At 38.7% G+C, this 16,820-nt stretch carries 14 protein-coding genes and 1 tRNA gene; 12 read left to right on the top strand and 3 right to left on the bottom strand.

Annotated elements, in window-relative coordinates:
* The first annotated feature begins 89 nt into the window (after window positions 1-89).
* From TH63_RS13505 to TH63_RS13485, 5 genes are all read left to right on the top strand, one after another.
* Window positions 90-2,384 (top strand): toxin-antitoxin system YwqK family antitoxin, encoded by a 2,295-nt coding sequence (locus tag TH63_RS13505; protein ID WP_048921404.1) that lies wholly within the window; start codon window positions 90-92, stop codon window positions 2,382-2,384.
* Between the two features lie 44 nt (window positions 2,385-2,428).
* Window positions 2,429-2,863: a hypothetical protein gene (locus tag TH63_RS13500; RefSeq protein ID WP_076606491.1), complete on the top strand. Its 435-nt coding sequence runs from the start codon at window positions 2,429-2,431 to the stop codon at window positions 2,861-2,863.
* Between the two features lie 203 nt (window positions 2,864-3,066).
* Window positions 3,067-5,637: a DEAD/DEAH box helicase family protein gene (locus TH63_RS13495; protein WP_048921403.1), complete on the top strand. Its 2,571-nt coding sequence runs from the start codon at window positions 3,067-3,069 to the stop codon at window positions 5,635-5,637.
* Between the two features lie 9 nt (window positions 5,638-5,646).
* Window positions 5,647-5,994 carry a hypothetical protein gene (locus TH63_RS13490; RefSeq protein ID WP_048921402.1) on the top strand — a complete coding sequence of 116 codons (348 nt, stop codon included), beginning with the start codon at window positions 5,647-5,649 and terminating at the stop codon, window positions 5,992-5,994.
* A 33-nt stretch (window positions 5,995-6,027) separates the two neighbouring features.
* A complete protein-coding gene (locus TH63_RS13485) occupies window positions 6,028-6,336 on the top strand; it encodes a hypothetical protein (protein WP_048921401.1) in 309 nt (102 codons plus the stop codon).
* 45 nt (window positions 6,337-6,381) lie between these two features.
* On the opposite strand, the gene TH63_RS13480 is transcribed toward TH63_RS13485, so the two are convergent.
* Entirely contained in the window at window positions 6,382-6,864 is a 483-nt protein-coding gene (locus tag TH63_RS13480; RefSeq protein ID WP_048921400.1) for a hypothetical protein, read from the bottom strand.
* A 520-nt stretch (window positions 6,865-7,384) separates the two neighbouring features.
* On the opposite strand from TH63_RS13480, the gene TH63_RS13475 reads away from it, so the two are divergent.
* From TH63_RS13475 to TH63_RS13450, 7 genes are all read left to right on the top strand, one after another.
* The gene (locus TH63_RS13475) at window positions 7,385-8,233 is read left to right on the top strand and encodes a vWA domain-containing protein (RefSeq protein WP_076606490.1); all 849 of its coding nucleotides are present in this window, start codon (window positions 7,385-7,387) and stop codon (window positions 8,231-8,233) included.
* Window positions 8,234-8,260: 27 nt separating this feature from the next.
* Complete coding sequence (locus TH63_RS13470) at window positions 8,261-9,388, top strand: hypothetical protein (protein WP_048921398.1); 1,128 nt, start codon at window positions 8,261-8,263, stop codon at window positions 9,386-9,388.
* Between the two features lie 3 nt (window positions 9,389-9,391).
* Window positions 9,392-10,399, top strand: a complete 1,008-nt coding sequence (locus tag TH63_RS13465; protein ID WP_082161689.1) for a protein kinase domain-containing protein — start codon at window positions 9,392-9,394, stop codon at window positions 10,397-10,399.
* A 2-nt stretch (window positions 10,400-10,401) separates the two neighbouring features.
* Window positions 10,402-12,831 carry a protein kinase domain-containing protein gene (locus TH63_RS13460; RefSeq protein WP_048921396.1) on the top strand — a complete coding sequence of 810 codons (2,430 nt, stop codon included), beginning with the start codon at window positions 10,402-10,404 and terminating at the stop codon, window positions 12,829-12,831.
* A gap of 29 nt (window positions 12,832-12,860) precedes the next feature.
* Window positions 12,861-14,660: a DUF4407 domain-containing protein gene (locus tag TH63_RS13455; protein WP_076606489.1), complete on the top strand. Its 1,800-nt coding sequence runs from the start codon at window positions 12,861-12,863 to the stop codon at window positions 14,658-14,660.
* A gap of 8 nt (window positions 14,661-14,668) precedes the next feature.
* Window positions 14,669-14,866, top strand: coding sequence for a DUF4236 domain-containing protein (locus TH63_RS20925; RefSeq protein WP_076606488.1), 198 nt, complete (start codon window positions 14,669-14,671; stop codon window positions 14,864-14,866).
* Window positions 14,867-14,981: 115 nt separating this feature from the next.
* The gene (locus tag TH63_RS13450) at window positions 14,982-15,626 is read left to right on the top strand and encodes a SanA/YdcF family protein (RefSeq protein WP_048921394.1); all 645 of its coding nucleotides are present in this window, start codon (window positions 14,982-14,984) and stop codon (window positions 15,624-15,626) included.
* Window positions 15,627-15,630: 4 nt separating this feature from the next.
* Here TH63_RS13450 and TH63_RS13445 read toward each other — a convergent pair whose 3' ends face one another.
* Both TH63_RS13445 and TH63_RS13440 read right to left on the bottom strand, forming a co-directional pair.
* Complete coding sequence (locus TH63_RS13445; protein ID WP_048921393.1) at window positions 15,631-16,407, bottom strand: DUF4846 domain-containing protein; 777 nt, start codon at window positions 16,405-16,407, stop codon at window positions 15,631-15,633.
* A gap of 215 nt (window positions 16,408-16,622) precedes the next feature.
* Window positions 16,623-16,696: transfer RNA gene (locus tag TH63_RS13440), tRNA-Arg, on the bottom strand.
* Between the last annotated feature and the right edge of the window lie 124 nt (window positions 16,697-16,820).

Below are 16,820 nucleotides of genomic sequence, written 5' to 3'. Positions count from 1 at the left end.
AGCTTGCTGAGAACAATTGCTTATTTTTTTAAGCCTATTTTAAATCAAACACACCAGCTATATTATCGCTTATTATACAATATATTGCCATGAATAAAATTTTACTTCTCTTCTGTTTTTTTCTAATTCAAACGCTTACTTGTCTTGGACAAAGACTTACACTACCAGAATTAATTAATCTATGTGAGCGCCAAGGTTGGGAAAGCGTTAACAATAGCCTGCTAAATAAAGGATGGATATATCATGAATCTAATAAAGGAGATAGTGAAAATTTTAGTACAATTACTTGGTCTTTTAACAAAGAGCACTACTCTAATAAAGCACAAGGATGGTTTTATCTTTATACTTATAAAGGTAGACCAAGTAAACTAGGCATTTCAGTCTTTAATAAACCAGCTTATGTAGCCATTTATAATGGCCTTTCGGCGGCAGGTTTCAAATTGACGAAAAGCTCTATAGAAGATGATCAAGTGATATCTACTTATGCTAATCCTTCCTTCTATCTAAATATCAGCACTCAAAAGAGGGAGGATAATGATTGGTCAGATCGGAGCCTTACTGCTTATGTAATCACCATTATTAGAAAATCAGGAATCTATGATCCTAATAATGGGAGTAAGGTAGATTATTATGAAGATGGTACAGTTAAAATGGAGTATAGTCTCAAGAACGGCAACCTGCATGGTCAAGTGAACACATACCATGAAAATGGAAAACTCGCCAAAAAAGGTACTTATTTAAATGGCCAAGGTAATGGTTCCTTCATAGAGTATGATGAGGAAGGGACGATTACCTCAAAATACTCCATGGCTAATGATGAGTTACATGGCTTGGTAACAATCTACAGTGATGGAAGAAAGTCCATAGAAAAGGAATTTCTGCAAGGCACTCAAACAGGAAAGTATGCAGAATATCATTACTCTGAAGAGGACCAACAATTAAACCTTAAAATACTGGGGTTTACTGTTGATTCAGAAAAGAGCGGTAAATGGCAAACATTCATTTTTGAGGAAGGGAAGGAAGTACTTGTAGAAACCATTAATTATAAAAATGGACAAAAACATGGATTGGTAGAAGAATTTGTTAATTCAGATACATTAGAAATCGCAACCTATAACAATGGTATATTAGAAGGACCCTATAAAAGAAAAATCAGCAAAAGTCTTTCTACTAGTGAGGGAGAAGTTATTAGTTCTTATTGGGACCTAGACGCCTCTGGTTTTTACAAGGAAGGTCTGAAAAGTGGCAAATGGTCTTACTTTGACAATGATATTAAAGTGAGTGAGGGCTATTATACCAATGATAAAAAGGAAGGAAAATGGATTAACTATGTCCTGTTTAATCCGCATGTAGGAAAAGTATTGTCAGAAGAAACTTACTCTAGAGGGAAAAAAAATGGGGTTTCAAAACGCAACTTCCTTTATGATCTTATTGATGATTCAACTGATACTAATATTAAATACTATAAACTTATCCCAGTCTTAGAGATAGCTACCTACAAGGATGATTTAAAATCTGGACCCTTTGAATTGAAAGACTCAACAGGTACACTTATTTCGAAAGGTCACTATCTAAATGATAACAGAGAAGGTATATGGATAGAGAGCTTTTTAGATGAAAAAGCTGATGGTAATGGAAGAACTTACTATAAGGGTGAATATAAGAAAGATAAAGAAGAAGGAAAGTGGTTAGCCTACAAAAAGCTTGATAAGCCTTTAAGAGAAATGACTTTTCAAGAAGGAATACTTAATGGAACTTACACGGTTTTTAGGCCAAACCGAAACCCTGTAATTAAGAGTTTATATTCTTATAATAAACTAACGGAGATAGTTCTTTATGATAGCTTAGGCTTGACCCCGAAAACTAAATATGAGATTTATGAAGAGGGGGCTAATAGTTTTAAATATAGGAAAATGCTGTATGAGCCTACTACTAGTGCCTTACTGGAGTATTGGCATAAAAAAGAGGATGGGGAAAATCTAGATCATGATACTTTTTTATCTTACATATTTTCTAATAAAGAAAATCTAACTGACACTACTAGTACTTACTTGTCTGGAAAGTATTTTGTGTTTAACCAAAAGGGTGATACATTAATAGCGGGTAATTATCATAAAGAAAAGACAGGCCTTTGGTCTTATCGTTATCCAGAACAAAATGTAATTTTAGAATCTAATTTTGTGAATGGGGAAAAAATTGATGAGCAGTTTTTTACTTTAAAGCATCAGCCATTTTCAGGGGAGTTTGAGTATATAGAGCCCGAGACAAAAAATAAACATATAATTAAAATTAAAAATGGTTTAAGAAATGGAAAAACAACAGTACTTGATGATAATAACAAAGTGGTTCGCAAAGAGAATTACAAGGCTGGTTCCATAAAATGAAAACCATTACTATACTTATCTGAATATAAAAAGAGGCAGAACACATGAGAAAACTTTTACTTTATTCCTTTCTGCTACTATTTATATCTGGTTGTGGCAATGAAGAAGATGTCAATCATAACAGTTTTCAAAGCGAATCTTCAGATGTTGAGGAGAGTATTAAAGAAGATGCATACCCTGATGGTACCTATTGCGCAGAGGTAGACTACTACAATCCTAATACCGGTACAAGCTCAACATATACCTTAGAGGTTGAAGTGGAAAGTAATGAGTTGACTACCATTCATTGGCCAAGCGGAGGCTGGCTGGATGATTCGCACTTTTCCTCAACAGACATCAGTGAGGGTGATGCCAGTTTCACCAGTGACAGAGGCTATGAGTATACAGTAAAGATAATAGGAGAGGGCGGAGGTTGCTCTACCACCAACTATATTGAGGAGGAGGAAGAAGAAAATAGTGATGATGAAAGCTACAACTAATGAGTTTGATGAACTCTTTGCTTTAAGAGCAACTTAATTTTTATCAAGCCATCATCCGATAGGCGAGGATACATGATTTTTATATTATTAAAACCTGATCTATTTTTTCTGCTTAACGGGTTTTAGTTAGTGCCTATTTATTATATATTTAAAATTAACACTCCATATTATTACTAAAATATACTTCTAATTATTATCCCTATATGAATTTAAGAATAGACCTTGAAAAATTAAGGAAAGAAACCCCCCATTACACATCAGGTAAAAATCCCCGGGAACATCAGAAAGACGCTTTCCAGAAGATGTCAGAGTTGTTTACCTTCAAAAACGGGGAACATAAGGCCGGTATTCTGGTGCTCCCCACAGGAGCCGGGAAGACCTTCACCGCCGTAAGGTGGATCTGCAAAAACGTACTGCCCAAAAACGCCAAGGTTCTCTGGCTGGCACACACCGGCCACCTGCTTGACCAGGCTTTTGAGACTTTCAAAGAGAACCTCCTGGAGATTCCCCCTACCAGGAACACGGTAAATATCCGTGTCGTCTCCAGCGCCTCTGAGCACTCAAAAGCAGCTAATATCAAAGAGACAGATGATGTGCTAATCATCACCACCCAGACTGCCATTTCCAATACCAACGTAGATGCTCTGGACGGAAACGGAGAGAAAAGGAAGACTGCTTTTGAGAAGTTCATCGAAAGCTCTAAGGGTGAAAGGCTTTTTGTGGTACTGGACGAGGCGCACCACGCACCTGCTTATGGTTGCAGAAACTTATTGATTGGAGGAAATGAGGCAAAGGAAGGGCTTAGACAGTTGGTCCCGAACAGCTACTTCTTAGGGCTTACCGCCACCCCAAGCTATTCTGATGCAAGGCGCAGGGGCTGGCTATGGGAAATATTTAAAGACAAAATCATATTCGAGGCCAAGAAGGGCGAGCTAATCAAACAGAACATCCTGGCCGTCCCTAACTATATCCAACGGAACACGGGGGAAGAATTTGAGGTCAGTGACCAGCAGTATAATGCCTTGGTTCGCGAGCACAAGGAGCTTCCCGAGGATATCATCGAAAAACTGGCCAGGGACAGCGTCAGGAATGACTATATCGTAGAGGAATATCTGTCAGGGGAGTATGGCAAGACCATCATCTTCGCTGACCGCTGGTTTCAGTGCGTCTACATCAAGGAGAAGCTCATGCAGAAAGCAAAGGAGCGGGGGCTGAATCTTCGGGTGGATGCGGTTTTCTCCACCAGTCACTCAGGCGGTAGTGTGGAAGAGCGGAACCGGAGAACCTCCGAGGAAAACACCAGGATTCTGAAGCAGTTCAAGGGAAATGAATTGGATGTGTTGCTGAATGTCAAGATGCTGACCGAGGGAACAGATGTGCCTGATGTAATCTCTGTGTTCATCACCCGCCAGACCACGAGCAATATCTTATTGACCCAGATGGTGGGTAGGGGTTTGCGCGGGAAAGGTGCAGGCGGTGGTATGAGCAAAGAGGTGGCCAACATTGTTTTCTTCGTGGATAATTGGAAAAGGGTTATAAACTTCGCCATCCCAGAAAACGGGGGAACGGAGTCGTCAGAGCCTAAAGTAAGAGGTTCTTACCCAATTGAATTCATCTCCATCAAGCTCATAGAGGAACTGTCCCGGAAAATAGAGAGTGGCCTTGTGTTCTCCAATAAGCCCTTCCTGGAAAGTATTCCCGTTGGCTGGTATGAAACAGAGATCCTGGTGACCGTGGAAGACTCTACTGAGTATTTCAGGGAGTATGTCATCGTATTTGAAAGCACCAGACCTAAGTTTGAGCAGTTTATTTCCTATGCCAAAGAAAACCTTTCGGTAGAATGGGAGAAGGACAACCTAGATGAAGATTACGCGCAGCATCAGGCTGAGGAATGGGTTACTAAGTTCTTCAGTGAAGAAGATAACTCCACCAATACCTTAGACCTTGATTTAATAAAGATTGCCCGCCATTTGGCCCAGGCAAAGGCGATTCCAGCCTTCTTCTCCTTTGCTGAACGGGATAGCCACGATCTAAGCCGAATCGCAAGGGAGCTCCTGCAATTCAACGAGTTTGATGTTCAGGACAAGTTGTTCAGCATCTATCATGACAGTGCCTTTATGTGGGGCACCTTCTATCGGAGCTATGACCGCTTCAAGACAGCCTTTGATGCCGAACGTAACAGGATCTACCACATCCATCGCTTCGGGAGTGAACCCGCCGCCGCACCTGTATCTCATGGCGAAGAAAACAACGGCTATCGTGAACTCTCTGAGGCGGAGAAAAAGCAGGTGTTCCTAAGGGACAACCATACCTGTCAGGCTTGCGGGAAGCAGAAAGACAAGGGTAGGAAAGTTAAGTTCCAGGTTGACCACATTGTTCCCTTTAAGTTTGGGGGTGAAACCTCCATCTCTAACTCCCAAACCCTCTGTTCCATCTGCAACGGCCTGAAAGGGGTGAATGAAATTAACTTCAAGGTCTACAGGACACCGTTAAAAGCCCCTAAAGACTTGAAACCGCTATTGAAACCAACAACGTCAAGTGCGGAAATGATAGATGAGGTGCTGAGACGAACCCTAAATACCTTCTATCACTGCCAGGCAGTTTCGGATATCATCTGTGACGTTAGACCAAGAAGTAAACACAGGTATCACTGGATTGTAGAACTATATGAGGGAAATAACCCTGAGTGGTTGAATGCACACAAAGAGGCTTTGGTGTCTTTTGTACAGAAAGAACTCGGGTATCCAGAGTTAAAGGAATTAGAAATCAGATAGCAAAAGGAAATGGACGGAGAAATAGAATACATCGTAGAGGATGCTGCGCAGGTCGTGCATGAGCATATCAGCCGCCTAATGCAGATCAAGTTTCCAGAGGAAGACATTATCCAGATTTTGGATTTAGAATTCGAGTATCAAGAATTGACGGGCCTGACCAGCGAGACCAAGCCTATTTGCGATTACCCTTTGCCGGTAGATGAGGAAGAAATGAAAATCTTTATTCTTCACAGGTGCAAAGAGATAGGGATAGTTATCCGGGAAGATGAATTGGAAGAGATTTTGGAGAAGGAGCTTATTTACCTCAGAATGATCGGGCTGATTGACGATGAAGACGGTTTGCCCCACTTGAATTAACCAAATAATGATAAGTTATTTTAACGTAAGGAGATGCAAATAATCAAGCAGATTTTTGAAAAAGAACCGAATGGATGGGGATTAAGGGGAGACCCACACCTTTGGGTAGATTTGCGTGACTACATGTTATCTACCAAGCAGCTATTAGATGTGGAAGAGCTGGATTCAATGCTCAAAGACGCTTTTAAAGAAAAAACAGGCCATGACCTGAAGCCAGGGCAAAAAATCTTCATTAAAAGATATGACACTGGCGGGATGTCAAGCGGCCATGTGGATTCAGATTTTTGGCTTGAAAAGGCATTCCCTTTATTAAGAGAACGATTCATTAAAATGAATAACTGATAGGAAAGGAGCAATAGAGAAACATCCTAACTATTCAACTAGCTCTCACTCCAGGTTGGTTATTTGGGTTTTGGTGAGCTTTTTCAACTTTAAAATCTTTGCCCATTCCTTGTTGCTTAATGCTGTACGGGTCATAAAATCAGAAGCATTGTTTGAGAGTGAATCTACTGTTTTGTTTACATCTAAGCCATAATGTTGGGCTGCAATTTTCTTCTTTTTCAGGTCCCACACAGTATAGCCCGTTTTATCTTCTGCTATTAAATAAGAATTTACCTGAGTTTCTATTTTCTTAAAGACAAGGTTGTCACTATAATGAGCCGTATGAGCAGTAAATTCCTTTGAGGTGTTGTCTGGATAGTTAATGGAGATGATTCTGTTTATTATGCCATCTGCATTCAGGAAATTCTCTTCTCTAAGTTGAAGCGAGAACGGTTTCTTGTTCACCTGAAATCTTATTTGTTGATCTACAGGATTGGAACAGGCATTTAGAATAAAAAGGGTAATAACAAAGATTAATATTTTTTTCAATGGAGTAGAATAAGGTTACAAAGGCAGTGTAGTGTTTCAATTTTCAAATTAAGGAATCCCCAAAGAAAGTGTACAGGGCGCATTCTGCTGTGATTTATAAAAATTTATAGTTTTCTCTTAAAGTGCGCTACCTACTTTTGGGTATTTTCATCCCCAAGTATTCATATCTTATGGTTAGCGGCTAATATTTCTATACCTTAAGTTTTAGTTTTCTCCAAGTAGTTTTTTAGCCTTAAGGAAGGGCCTATTTGCTTTATACTACTTAGATCTGTTCGAATCTATAGCAGCAGCCTTCGCTGAGAATAATAAGAAGTTCTATTTGAGTACCTGGTTAATAATCAACAAGATGACTATAAAGAATGAAATATAAGCAATATATAATATTTAGTTTATATATTTAAAAATATCTATGTATTTAAATATAAGGATTTTACTGATTCTTGGGTCTTTTTTCAAGATGTTATCAATTGATTATTAGTTTTAAATAAATAGTTCGTCTCAATAAATTTCAAATAATAATATGAGCAACAGCAATTCTAAACAGTGGAGTTCAGCTACTCCAGGTTATATAATCTTTTTAGTTGACCAGTCAGGTTCTATGGCTGAAAAATATGCTGAAAATAAGAACAAGGCAGAATTTACCTCATTAGTCATAAACAGGACTATAAACGAGCTTGTAAATACTAACTCAGATGGTGAGAAGGTCAAGGACAGAGTATTTGTTTCAATAATAGGATATGGGGGCAAAGGTGGTAATTCTGTAGATGATGTAAGATCCGATTATTTAAGTTCATTCGCAGACAACCCACTAAGGATAGAAAAGCTTAAGAAGAAGGTTTCAGATGGGGCAGGAGGTTTGATTGAAATAGATGAAGAAATGCCAATATTTATTGAGCCGCTTGCAAATGGATTAACACCTATGGGAGATGCGCTATCCTTTGCTAAGCAACTGATTGAAGGTTGGTTACAAAAGAAACCAGAAAATCCAGCTCCTGTCATTATCAATGTTTCTGACGGAATGCCTTATAGTGGAAATAATGGAAATGAGCTTAATAAAGCTTTGACTGTAGCAAAAGAAATTATGGCTTTTCAGACAACTGATGGTAATCCATTGATTTTCAATGCACATATCGGTAATGGTGTGCCTGAATCCATGTTTGAAGATAGTGAAGCTGCGCTATATGATGATCATGCTAAATTTCTATTTAGTATTTCTAGCAGTATACCTGCAGCTTATAAAGCAGCGGCTGGCAAACATGGGTTAAGTGTTAAAGAAAATTCCAGAGGCTTCGTGTCCAACGCTAAACCTGAAACCCTTATTCAATTTATCAATTTTGGCTCTTCTGGTGGTTCAGATAGAATTGCATAATAGGTTCACTTAAAGTTTTGAAAAAGAATGCAAATCAGCATAAATGGATATATAACCCATAAAAAAGGGGAGTTGTATTCTGATTGTAGAGATAGTTATGCCTGGGATAAAAGCTGCCACAAGTTTGCTATTTCAGATGGTGTGTCAAAATCGTTTTTCCCAGGTATATGGTCCCAAACCTTGGTGAACAACTTTGTAAATGTTAAAGAAGTTATAGAGACAGATTATATACTAAAATGCCAGGAAGAATGGCTTAATCAAGTTAAAGAAATCGTTCTAAAGCCTGATGCACGTTGGTATACCAAGAATGCATTTAACCGAAATTCTCCTGGTTTAGCCACTTTTGTAGGTCTACAGTTTTTTGAAAAGGAGAAGAAATGGACAGCATACGCACTAGGAGATAGTTTTCTCTTTTTTTTACCTAAAGGTTGGAATGACTTTGAAAAAGACTGTGTAAAACTATCTTCTAAATCTACTCCTATCGAATTTGATAATTATCCTGACTACTTGTCAAGTATAGGTGATAAACATAAAGGAAAAAGGCAGAGACTAAAAGGAAAACTTGAAAGCGGCACTTTTTACCTTATGACAGATGCCCTTGCTGAATGGTTTTTAAATTCGAAAGAAATCGCACTACACAATATAAATATTTGGCGTAATCAAGCTGATTTTGAGCGTTTTGTTGATATAACTAGGGAGGGAGGAAAACTATCTAATGATGATTCCGCAATTCTGATCATTAATGTTATTGATGATGGTGAACGTGATATTGTCTATACTCCTACCAATGTTTCAGTCCTGGCAGAGCTTATTGCTAAGCAGGGCAAAGATATGGAACAAGCTTTAATAGCAAGTATTGAGATTACAAATAATGAAGATCAACAGAGTTTGGTTCAAGAGGAGTCTGCAGACGAAAATGAAAGAAGTAGTACAGAAGAGTCCATCCTCAATGAAGATAGTGCTGAGGAAGGGCAAATATTAATATCGAATGACCCTCAAAGTATAAATGCCAATTTAAGTGCAGCGGAGAAAGAGCCTGAGAAAAAGGGCTTATTCCCACGGGTTAAAAAGGGGGTTAAAGAAATCTTTGGGCTTAGTAACGAGGGAACAATGACTGAAATGCAGCCGGTGAAAAGCATAACAGAAAAATTTTAACAAATGGCAAATTTCCCTTCTAGGACTGACATTGTCACTGCCATGCGGAACCCACAAACAAGCTTCAAGTCAAGCGAACTTATAGGTGGTAACGTTATTCAAAAAGGATCCCGTGTAGTACAGTACTCAGGGGGCTATACAACTGTATTCCCTTTCAATACCAAGAATTTAAAAAAGGTGGCTGTCAGGTGTTGGATTGCAGATATTGGAGATGCTAAAAGGAGATCTCAGGAAATATCTGCCTATCTGGATAATCTGTGCCACCCTTATTTCGCTGGATTTAAATACATTGAAAATGCTTTGTTGGTAAATGGTAACATGCATGCAGTTGTTGTCATGGATTGGGTAAAGGGTAAAACCTTGAAAGCTTATATAGATGATAATGTTAGTGCTCCCCACACCATTATTGCCATTGCCAATAAGTTCAAGGAAATGGTGGAGTACTTCCATAAGCAGAATATTGCGCATGGTGATTTGCAGCACGGCAACATTCTAGTGAAAGATGATGGAAGCCTTGTTGCTATTGATTATGACTCGATGTATATCAGCCCACTTACAGGAATGCCTGATGTAATCAAAGGTCTGCCAGGATACCAGCATCCTGCACGAGGTAAGAATCAATTGCTTAATCCTAAGTTAGATTACTTTTCAGAACTAGTAATTTATTTATCACTTTTGATTTATGCAGAAGAGCCCCATTTATGGGGTGAATATTATGAAACAGAAGATCTTTTGTTTTCTAAAGAAGACTTCGAGAATCCTGATAAGTCTTTATTAATCACTAAATTCTGCAATTCGCCTAATGCTGCAATAGCTAATCTATCTGCTAAGCTTAAAGAAGAGTTGCTAGTTAAAGATATCTCTGAACTTAGACCATTAGAGGAATTAATGATCAATAAGTTGGATGTAGCCAAAGATAGTATTTTTGATAAGTGGGATATGCAGCCCAACCCTCCTACAATAAAAGCTCCAATAGTACCCAGCTTAAGTAGCATCATTGATAAGTTCTAGGTATGGCGAATAAGCAGGAAATACTCACAGCTATTAAGAATCTTGATGTCTTTCTTAAAATCCCTGAACTGAAAGGAGCTGAGGTAAGACTTAATCCTAACGGGAGACCTTTTGCTATAACAGGAGGGTTCAACATGGTGTTTCAACTTACACATAACTCTAAGAAGTGGGCCTTCAGGGTATGGCATGTGTCAATGGGCGAAACGAAGGAAAGGTACCAAGCGATTTCCAAGTATTTAGCAGAGAAAAAGCTGCGTTATTTTGCAGACTTTATATTTGAAGAAAAAGGCATCCTTGTTAACGGGGATCTACTGGATACAGTCCGCATGGAATGGCTAGAAGGAGTTCTTCTGAAAGAATACCTGGAGCAGAATTTGCATAATAGAGCAGCTCTGGAAACTCTTGCTGCGAACTTTATTCTTCTATTTCATGATCTACACATAAATCAGATTTCCCACGGTGATCTACAAGAAGGAAATATTCTTATTAACGCAAATGGTGACATTAGATTAATAGATTATGATTCAGTTTGCGTCCCTGCTATAGAAGGTGAAAAGGATTTGGTGACCGGATTAAAAGGATACCAACACCCATCAAGATTTAAACAAAGTCGTGCCTCTCTAAAAGCAGATTACTTCTCTGAACTAGTCATTTATTTATCTATTCTTGCCATTTCCGAAAATCCGGCCCTGTGGGGCAAATATCAGGTAAAAGACTCCTGCTATCTGTTATTTAGTGAAACAGATTTCGAAAATCTAAAGGCCTCTGCAATCTTTAATGATTTAAAAGGATTATCCACCAAGATTGATAAGCTCTTAGCCATACTTATTAACTTTATCAAGACAAAAGACTATACTAATCTCAGTACATTTACTTCTTATCTTTTGCCTCCAAAGATTAACGAATTTTTAGCCGATAAGGAAGTTATACTTCAGGGTGGGGAGGTAGTTTTAGCTTGGGAAACAGAAAACACACTAGAAGTAAGAATTAGCAATGTGCAGGCCAGCTTTACAAGCTCAGGGCATTATTTGCTTAAACCAAAGAGTTCTGAAGAGTATTGCTTAAAAGCGGTTGGTTTTTTTGAATCTCAGGAACAGAAAATAAAAATAAAAGTATTCCCAACTCCAGAGATTAGAGACTTTTCTTCTAGCTTTTCCAAAATAAAGCCTGGTAAGGTGACCACCTTACGGTGGAGTTGCAGTAATTGTGAACGAATAGAACTTTATGATGGAACATATTCCTATGATGTTACCAATAAAACGAGTCTAGATGTAAACCCTACTATAACCCAACTTTACAAGTTAAGGGTTACCGGATATGCATCTTTGCAGGTTAAAGAAGCTGTGCTAAATGTACAAGTACTGCCTGATACTAAAATTGATGAGTTCACTGCAAGCAAGCTAATAACTATTCAAACTGTTCCAACCATTTTGCGGTGGAAGGTAAGGAATGGTGCTCAATTGATTTTAAATCCTGGTGAAATAGATATTACAGGAACTTCTAATTTAGAGGTGTGCCCAAGCACCTCCTCTACTTATGAACTTATTGTGCGGCATGAACTTCATGAGAGTAGAAGGACATTAAGAATTGATGTAACTCCCTTGCCAAGGATAGAAAATTTACGTCTGCCTCATGCTCCACAATTAAAACTGAATCCTCCCAATAAGGTTTGGCCCCTGTTACCTGAGTTACTTTCAGGGGAAATTCCAGTAAATGAACAAGATGAAATTTTTGTTAACCAGGTTCTGCCTGGCCGTTTTCCTTATTCTGGTTCAATTAGTCGGTTTTTGACTCAGCTTTTCCCACATCTGGAAAAGGCAAAATCAACCCTCCTTTATAAGACTATATTTTACATAAAAAATTTTCTAGCTGTGATTGCTGGAGTAGATGGAGAAACTTTTAAACATGCGGAGGCGGGTAGAAAATCTTGGGACAGTATTGGTTTAAATGTTTTAATAGCAGGCGTTATGGCTGGAGCATCAATGGCATCACTTATTGTTCTCTTAGGCTTTAAATACTTACTCTTATGGCTTTGGTTAGGCCTTATAACGATGTTCTCCATCATGGTTCTTTGGAGGTTAGGTTTGCGATTTCTTGTTCCAAATTTAAATAAACCAATATTTTATACAGGCTTAATCTTTTTCTTAATTACTCTGTCCTTTGTTATCTCTGCTCCAATGGAAGCTATTCTTTTAACTGTAGCAGATCCTGAATATAGATTGGAAGTAACCCCAATCTTAGAACAGTTGATACACTGGGTTTTATTAAAGAATGGCGAGTATGCTCTAATAGTATTAAGGGGTGCATTAAGGGTATGTAGTTTTATCATATTAGGCCTTCCGTTTTATATGGCTTGGAGTGTCCGCAAAGGAACATATGCCTACTTAAAGAATTCCAGGGCAGATCTAGAAATAATAATGACAACAAAGTAAATCCACTATTCAGAATTTCATTTTAATATATGCCGTATACAAGCATTCAATATTTTTTTTGGTTGTTTTCAGGAGTTGAAATATCTCTTTTGAAACAATGTCCAGGTGATTACAATAGACAAGCCGGTATTGGCTTTACCATTTTTATGACTTGTCTCTTTGCAGCTCTGGCAGGAGGCTTTGCCGCCTTTAGGTTTAGTGATGGAAATTGGATTGCTACCATAGTTTTCGGATTTGTTTGGGGCCTGCTCATATTTAGCATAGACCGCAGCATGGTTGTTACTCTTAAAAAAGATCCGACAAAAGAAAAACAAAGCTTTTGGGAGCCGTTTCTCACACGTCTTGTACTGGCTGCCCTTTTAGCATTCATGATTTCTATCCCTCTGGAGATTAAAATATTTGAGAAAGTTATAAATATCCAATTAGATGAGGATATTCAAAATTCGATTTCCAACTATGGTTCTAAACTTAAAGACAATACAGGGATAGAAGGAGTAGCGAAAGAGGAAGAGAAGCAAGAAATAATTGCGAAAGAAGCCTCAGAAAAGGCTAATGCAGCAAATAGTAGTATCCCTGGGTGGCGTAGCCTGCATGATGAAGCACTGATTTTTGGTAAATCTGAAATTGATGCCTTGAAATATGCATCTCAGGCGAGGATAGAGAAGGAACGAGCTTTAGCCAAAACTTATGTTCAAAAATATAATCCTGAAACAAATCAAACATATATCCACCAAGAAAGGAGAGGTAGAAATTGGAACACATATTTAGCAAAAAGGAATGAGGAAGCCCAATTTAAACGTGAGGCAAGAGATTGGGGAGCTAAGAAAAATAAAAAAGCTGCTGAGGCAGATGCCCTTGCAGAAGATTACCGTGCAAATCAGAAAAAGCTCGGTGAATCAGCAGAGGAAAGAAAAAAGAGGGAGACTGCTCGAAAAGATAGCTTGCAGGATGTCATAAAAAAAGAAAAGGCTGAATATGAAAAAAAACAAAAGGATCGAGGATTTGTCCGGCAGTATGTAGCTATGGAAAATGCTGCAAAGAGTGATGCAGGTGTGTGGTTCTTCTTATGGGTAATCCGGATACTGTTTTTTACTATTGAGATCCTACCTACAATTGTAAAGCTAAAAACTCCTCTTGGAGACTATGATAGGAAACTCTTTTACCATGAAAAATCCTTTGCTCTGTCACTAGCAAATAATCTTGAAGTTCTCCGGCAGAAAGAGAAAATTCGATTTGACAATGAAATTGCAATAGCAAAGCAGGTTGAAAAAGAACGTTATGATCAAGAAATAAGCTTGAATAAGGATATCCTGCAGGAAATCGCTACTAAACAACAAGACATTGCAAAACGCACACTCAAAGAATGGCACAAAAATGAGAAAGCGAAATTAGCTCCTAAGGTAAGCATTGCTCAAACTCCAATAACAGCCAAGCCTGATGTTATACTTCCTGTTGTGCCAAATGTACCAGTTAGCCCTTCATTTGATACGGGAATTCCTTCAACGTCTCATACAATCCCCAACATGCCTATTGTAACTCAGATTGAGCCCAGTGTCCTATTGAGAAAGCAGTGGCGGCATCTAGATGCTAAGCAAAATGAGATGTATATTTTTTATAACCCTAATGAACCTAACAATTTGCATAAAATAGTTGAGGGAAAACTTAAAGAGAAAGGTGAATGGCTATTTGATGCACTGGACAAAAATTTCATCACCATTGACTTAAGCGGCAAGGCAGATAAGTACAAAATAACATCGCTAACGGAAAATAATCTAAGCCTTGTGCACACTAATGGCATAAAACGCTTAGAAATGAGTGCAGTGAATTAATTAAAGATATGGGCTTATCCTTCAGAAAAACAATCAAGATCGGACCTTTAAATATTACCTTGAGCAAAACCGGAATAGGTGTAAGCATTGGGGCTGGAGGTGTAAGAGTAGGTGGGAATATCAATGGGGACAAAAGTATCAATGCTTCACTGCCAGGTACTGGACTTTCTTTTAAAAAGAGATTTAGTTCTAAAAGAAAGAATTAGCTAGACATCGCTACCACCTGCTTCAGTTAACTGTACAAGGGGGTTTATAATCTCCCTAATTGCTAGCTTTTGAGTTGCAATCTACTCTGTTTGCCAAAATGTGTTTTCGAATTAAATGCTAAAAAAGTTAGTGATTTTGCTTAGTGGGGTATTTATATTGATTGTTTTCCTTTTGGCTTTAGCTGATTCCCACATAGAAGGGGCAACGGAAAAATTTGTTTACTCAAACATGGATGATCTTCCCTACAACAGGGTGGGTTTACTGCTAGGTACATCAAAATCAACTAGGAGAGGGGCCACAAACTGGTATTTCAAGAACCGCATAACTGCTGCGAAAGCGTTGTTGAACGGAAATAAGGTGAAGTACCTGATCATCAGCGGGGACAATAGTCGTAGGGGTTATAATGAGCCCCAGGATATGAAGGACGCCTTGATTAAGGAGGGAATTGACTCTTCTAGGCTGTACCTAGACTTTGCCGGTCTCCGAACATTTGACTCAGTCATCCGGGAGAAAGAAGTCTTTGGGCAGTCAAAAATTACCATCGTGTCCCAGCTGTTCCATAATGAGAGGGCACTGTACATTGCTCAAAGACTGGGGTTGGAAGCCATCGCTTTCAATGCAAATGACGTGCGCAGTAGGGGAGGGTTGAAAACCAAGATAAGGGAGAAGTTTGCCAGGGTACTAGCTATCGCTGACTTCATATTTGGTACCGAGGCAAAATTCCTTGGGGATTTTATTCCTATAGGAGACAAAGGTTGAATTATTAGTTCAACCCCCGCTTAATGCTTTTAGTTGCGATTTCTGGTCTTCTCTTTGTTTGCTTGAACCTGTAGAGGTTCTTCGCTTTAAACCTTTGGGGCAGTCCATCTAAAGTAAACCAGTAATTGAAGGACGAGAATAATCTCTCATTATAAATGACTTGCATCTCATGTGCCGGTGTGCCTCCCTGTGCCAATTGAAATATTTCATTCCCATCTGAGTCTCTCGCCACACGGAGCACCAAAAGGATGTGCCCTGTCTTTCCTCGTTTCCAGCGGTTAAATACGTCTCCAGCCTTTATTGCATCAGTCACTTGAACTAGGTCTTGGTTCAGTGATTGTGTGTTGCACCGGTCAAATGCTTCTAATAGGAATTTTTGGTAGTTTCCCTTGTAGACCACCTTTTGGTTGCCGAAGGTGGAAAAGGTGAGTGATGTATACTCTTTTCGTGATTTGTGGTAATCACTCTTTACATGCATGATCACATCTGCGCACTGTTCCAGGTCACGGCCTGCAAAAATCTTTAAATCCAATACGGCCGCATAGGCATAGTTAGTATTTTCTCTCCCGTTCCAATATCTTGCTTTGTGTGTATGTAGTTTTAGTGGGTATTCTTTAAGGTACTTAGCATAGCTTTTTAGCGGTGCCTTATCTTCAGTAAAACCGTCAGGCACAGGAAAACGGTCATGCAAAGTTTGACCGTTTGGGACTATAGCGTCTTTCTTTTTGATACAACTAGTCAGGATAATTACTGACAGGAAGAAGAGGTAAACAAGTTTCATATATACTAATAAATATATATAAACTAATCCATAATTGCAAAAAATATATAATGGTGTGTATGCTGGACAAGTTGAGATTAACTAATATTCTGTTAGTAGAAATAGAGAATAGAATCAAGTTCCTAAGTGTAAGAATCAAAGAAGGTTGTGTGCAAATTGTGTGCAAACAAAAAAGCCACTTACAAGTTTTATCTCGTAAGTGGCTGATTATGAAGTGGTCGCGTAGGGAGTCGAACCCCAAACCTTCTGATTCGTAGTCAGATGCTCTATCCAGTTGAGCTACGTGACCAGTTATTTAGTGATGCAAAGGTAGCAGGTGAACCCCTTATACGCAAGTTCTGGCTAAAGATTTTCAAGAAAAATATGTGGCGTATCCCATTCTGACTGAAAATCAACCGGTTTGAGGTTTGACT

This window comes from Rufibacter radiotolerans, from assembly GCF_001078055.1.
GTDB lineage: Bacteria > Bacteroidota > Bacteroidia > Cytophagales > Hymenobacteraceae > Nibribacter > Nibribacter radiotolerans.
Note: the sequence above shows the minus strand (reverse complement) of the source record. Positions and strands in the feature narration are given on the sequence as shown.

Excerpts from the sequence above, each read along its gene's own strand:
- TH63_RS13505 (WP_048921404.1), top strand. The coding sequence starts at position 90 with ATGAATAAAATTTTACTTCTCTTCTGTTTTTTTCTAATTCAAACGCTT.
- TH63_RS13500 (WP_076606491.1), top strand. The coding sequence starts at position 2,429 with ATGAGAAAACTTTTACTTTATTCCTTTCTGCTACTATTTATATCTGGT.
- TH63_RS13495 (WP_048921403.1), top strand. The coding sequence starts at position 3,067 with ATGAATTTAAGAATAGACCTTGAAAAATTAAGGAAAGAAACCCCCCAT.
- TH63_RS13490 (WP_048921402.1), top strand. The coding sequence starts at position 5,647 with ATGGACGGAGAAATAGAATACATCGTAGAGGATGCTGCGCAGGTCGTG.
- TH63_RS13485 (WP_048921401.1), top strand. The coding sequence starts at position 6,028 with ATGCAAATAATCAAGCAGATTTTTGAAAAAGAACCGAATGGATGGGGA.
- TH63_RS13475 (WP_076606490.1), top strand. The coding sequence starts at position 7,385 with ATGAGCAACAGCAATTCTAAACAGTGGAGTTCAGCTACTCCAGGTTAT.
- TH63_RS13470 (WP_048921398.1), top strand. The coding sequence starts at position 8,261 with ATGCAAATCAGCATAAATGGATATATAACCCATAAAAAAGGGGAGTTG.
- TH63_RS13465 (WP_082161689.1), top strand. The coding sequence starts at position 9,392 with ATGGCAAATTTCCCTTCTAGGACTGACATTGTCACTGCCATGCGGAAC.
- TH63_RS13460 (WP_048921396.1), top strand. The coding sequence starts at position 10,402 with ATGGCGAATAAGCAGGAAATACTCACAGCTATTAAGAATCTTGATGTC.
- TH63_RS13455 (WP_076606489.1), top strand. The coding sequence starts at position 12,861 with ATGCCGTATACAAGCATTCAATATTTTTTTTGGTTGTTTTCAGGAGTT.
- TH63_RS20925 (WP_076606488.1), top strand. The coding sequence starts at position 14,669 with ATGGGCTTATCCTTCAGAAAAACAATCAAGATCGGACCTTTAAATATT.
- TH63_RS13450 (WP_048921394.1), top strand. The coding sequence starts at position 14,982 with ATGCTAAAAAAGTTAGTGATTTTGCTTAGTGGGGTATTTATATTGATT.
- TH63_RS13445 (WP_048921393.1), bottom strand. The coding sequence starts at position 16,407 with ATGAAACTTGTTTACCTCTTCTTCCTGTCAGTAATTATCCTGACTAGT.